The organism is Plasticicumulans sp., assembly GCF_035331805.1.
In the GTDB taxonomy this organism is placed as follows: Bacteria; Pseudomonadota; Gammaproteobacteria; order Competibacterales; family Competibacteraceae; genus Plasticicumulans.
Window position 1 is genome coordinate 1 of the sequence record NZ_DAOLKE010000329.1, and the last position, 3,823, is coordinate 3,823.

The following is a 3,823-nucleotide window of genomic DNA, read 5'->3' on the forward strand; positions in this document are numbered from 1 at the left end:
ATCGGGCCGATCGCGATCGAGTCGGCGACCATCTTCAGCAGGTTGTAGGCGATGTTGGCGGCGTCGAGGTTCGGCAGCACCAGCAGGTTGGCGGTGCCGCTCAGGCGCGACTCCGGGAACAGGCGGCTGCGCAGCGCATCGGACAGCGCCGTGTCGCCCTGCATCTCGCCTTCGACTTCGAGGTCCGGGGCGCGCTTGAGCAGCAGCTGCAGCGCCTCGGCCATCTTGCGCGAGGTCGGCGTGTAGTCGCTGCCGAAGTTCGAGTGCGAGACCAGCGCCACCTTCGGCGTCAGGCCGAAGCGGCGCACCTCGTCGGCGGCCATGATCGTCATCGACGCGATCTGCTCGGCGGTCGGATCGAAGTTGACGTGCGTGTCGCAGAGGAACAGCGGGCCGTGCGGCGTCAGCAGCAGGCTCATCGCCGCCGGCGTCGGCACGCCGGACTGGATGCCGAACACGTCGATCATGTGTTCGAGCTGGCGGCGGTAGCGCGTCTGCATGCCGCAGATCACGGTGTCGGCGAGGCCGAGGCGCACCAGCAGCGCACCGAGCACGGTCGGGCGCGTGCGCACGCGCTGGCGGGCGTTCTCGATGGTCATGCCGCGGCGCGCGAGCAGGCGATGGTATTCCTGCCAGCAGGCTTCGTAGTGCGGATGATCGCGGAAGTCGATGACATCGAAGTCCTCGTCCATCTTCACGTGCAGGCTGAGCTGTTCGAGGCGCTCGGCGATGCGCTCGCGCCGGCCGATCAGCATCGGGCGGCCGAGTTCGTCGTCGCAGACCACCTGCACGGCGCGCAGCACGCGATCGTCCTCGCCCTCGCAGTAGACGATGCGCTTCGGATCGGCCTTCGCGCGCTCGAACACCGGCTTCATGATCATGCCGGAGCGGTACACGTACTGGCTGAGCTGCTCGCGGTAGGCGTCGAAGTCGGTGATCGGCCGCGTCGCCACCCCGGTTTCCATCGCCGCCTTGGCGACCGCCACCGGCAGTTCGAGGATCAGGCGCGGATCGAAGGGCTTCGGGATCAGGTAATCCGGGCCGAAGTGCAGCGGCTGGTCGCCGTAGGCGGCCATGACCGCCTCGTCGGGCTCCTGCATGGTCAGGTCGGCGATGGCGCGCACACAGGCGAGCTTCATCTCCTCGTTGATCGTGCTGGCGCCGACATCGAGCGCGCCGCGGAAGATGTACGGGAAGCAGAGGACGTTGTTGACCTGGTTCGGGTAGTCCGAACGGCCGGTGGCGAGGATCGCATCCGGGCGCACGGCCTTCGCCAGCTCCGGCAGGATCTCCGGCGTCGGGTTGGCAAGCGCGAGGATCAGCGGGTTCGGGGCCAGCGTCTTGACCATGTCCTGCGTCAGCACGCCGGGGCCGGAGACGCCGAGGAAGATGTCGGCACCGACCACGGCCTCGCCGAGCGTGCGGTGCGGCACGTCGGCGGCATAGCCGGCCTTGCGGTCGTCCATGTAGACGGTGCGGCCCTTGTACACGACGCCCTTGGAGTCGCAGACGATGATGTTCTCTTTCTTCAGGCCGAGGCTGACCAGCAGGTCGAGGCAGGCCAGACCCGCCGCACCGGCGCCGCAGCAGGTCAGGCGCACCTTGGTGATGTCCTTGCCGACCACGCGCAGGCCGTTGAGCACCGCGGCGGTGGTGATGATCGCCGTGCCGTGCTGGTCGTCGTGGAACACCGGAATCTTCATGCGCTCGCGCAGCTTCTGCTCGATGTAGAAGCACTCGGGCGCCTTGATGTCCTCAAGGTTGATGCCGCCGAAGGTCGGCTCCAGCGAGGCGATGATGTCGATCAGCTTGTCCGGGTCGCGCTCGTCGACCTCGATGTCGAAGACGTTGATGCCGGCGAACTTCTTGAACAGCACGCCCTTGCCTTCCATGACCGGCTTCGAGGCCAGCGCGCCGATCGGCCCGAGGCCGAGCACGGCGGTGCCGTTGGAGATCACCGCGACCAGATTGCCGCGCGCGGTGACGGTCGCGGCTTCCTGCGGATCCTCGACGATGGCCTCGCAGGCCGCGGCCACGCCGGGCGAATAGGCCAGCGCCAGATCACGCTGGTTGGCGAGCGGCTTGCTCGGCACCACCTCGATCTTTCCGGGCACCGGAAAGCGGTGGTAGTGCAGCGCCATGGCCTTGAGTTCATCGCTCTTCACGTCTTCGGACATCGGGATTTCCTCCTCAAGCAGCGGGTTGCGGGCGGTGCCGCGCGACAGGACGGCGACACTTCATTCCGCAGAAACGGCAAAGCGCCACGCCGGGATCGGACGTGGCGCTGCGGTCACGAACGGGTTGCACGGAACGACGGGCTGAAGCGGCAGGCGGGTCGTGTCAATAGTCATGATAAATCCAATCGACACCGCACGGCTTGCCTGAGGTCAGCACTCGTTTCCGCCATCCGAAGCGCGACCTGCGCCGGTGTGGCCTGACCGGTATAGCAAGCCGCTTGCCAGTGCACAGGGGCACGTCACATCAAGTACTTGCCGGTCGGGACGTGCGGAATTCCGCACGCCGGCCCCGGTCCGCGGCCGGAAAACCGCACGCGGCCAATGGCTTGCCTCTGATAGAATCCGCGCGCCGTTTTCAGAAGCGCACTGAAAGCTGAAGGACCCGCCGAATTCCGATCCGACGCACCCGCCGTCGCCGCAGCAGCACCCCGGAGTCATCGATGAGCACGATCCGCCAGGAAGATTTCATCCAGAGCATTGCCGACGCCTTCCAGTACATCAGCTATTACCACCCGGTCGATTACATCCAGGCGCTGTCGGCCGCGTATGAGCGCGAACAGAATCCGGCTGCCAAGGATGCGATCGCGCAGATCCTGATCAACTCGCGCATGTGCGCCGAAGGCCACCGCCCGATCTGCCAGGACACCGGCATCGCGCTGGTCTTCCTGAAGGTCGGCATGCACGTGAAGTGGGACGCGAAGATGAGCGTCACCGCGATGGTCAACGAAGGCGTGCGCCGCGCCTATCTGCACCCCGACAACAAGCTGCGCGCCTCGGTGCTCACCGACCCGGCAGGCAAGCGCACGAACAGCAAGGACAACACCCCGGCGGTCATCCACTACGAGATCGTCGACGGCGATGGCGTCGAGGTCATCTGCGCGGCCAAGGGCGGCGGCTCCGAAGCCAAGTCGAAGTTCGCGATGCTGAACCCCTCCGACAACCTGGTCGAATGGGTGCTGAAGACCGTCCCGACCATGGGTGCCGGCTGGTGCCCGCCCGGCATCCTCGGCATCGGCATCGGCGGCACGCCGGAAAAGGCGCTGCTGCTCGCCAAGGAATCGCTGATGGCGCCGGTCGATATCCAGGACCTGATCGCCCGCGGCCCGTCGAACCGTGCCGAGGAGCTGCGCCTGGAGCTGTACGAGAAGGTCAACGCCCTCGGCATCGGTGCGCAGGGTCTCGGCGGCCTGACGACCGTGCTCGACGTGAAGGTGCTCGACTACCCGACGCACGCCGCCAACCTGCCGATCGCGATGGTTCCGAACTGCGCGGCCACCCGCCACGTGCACTTCCACCTGCACGGCGAAGGCCCGGCGGTGCTGACGCCGCCGTCGCTCGATGACTGGCCGAAGCTCACCTACGACTCCAGCAAGGGCAAGCGCGTCAACCTCGACACGGTCACGCGCGAGGAAGTCCTGGGCTGGAAGCCCGGCGACGTGCTGCTGCTGAACGGCAAGCTGCTCACCGGCCGCGATGCTGCGCACAAGCGCATGACCGACATGCTCAACCGCGGCGAGAAGCTGCCGGTCGACTTCAACGGCCGCTTCATCTACTACGTCGGCCCGGTCGACCCGGTGCGCGACGAA

Annotated in this window: 2 protein-coding genes; one reads left to right on the plus strand and one right to left on the minus strand. The window is 66.8% G+C overall.

The window, feature by feature from the left end; all coding sequences use genetic code 11:
* A partial coding sequence (locus PKE44_RS16250) for an NADP-dependent malic enzyme (RefSeq protein ID WP_324553252.1) occupies positions 1–2,177 on the minus strand: 2,177 nt, incomplete at its 3' end.
* A gap of 500 nt (positions 2,178–2,677) precedes the next feature.
* Between PKE44_RS16250 and PKE44_RS16255 the strand changes: the two genes are divergently transcribed.
* On the plus strand, positions 2,678–3,823 hold a 1,146-nt coding region (locus tag PKE44_RS16255; RefSeq protein WP_324553254.1), incomplete at its 3' end, for a fumarate hydratase.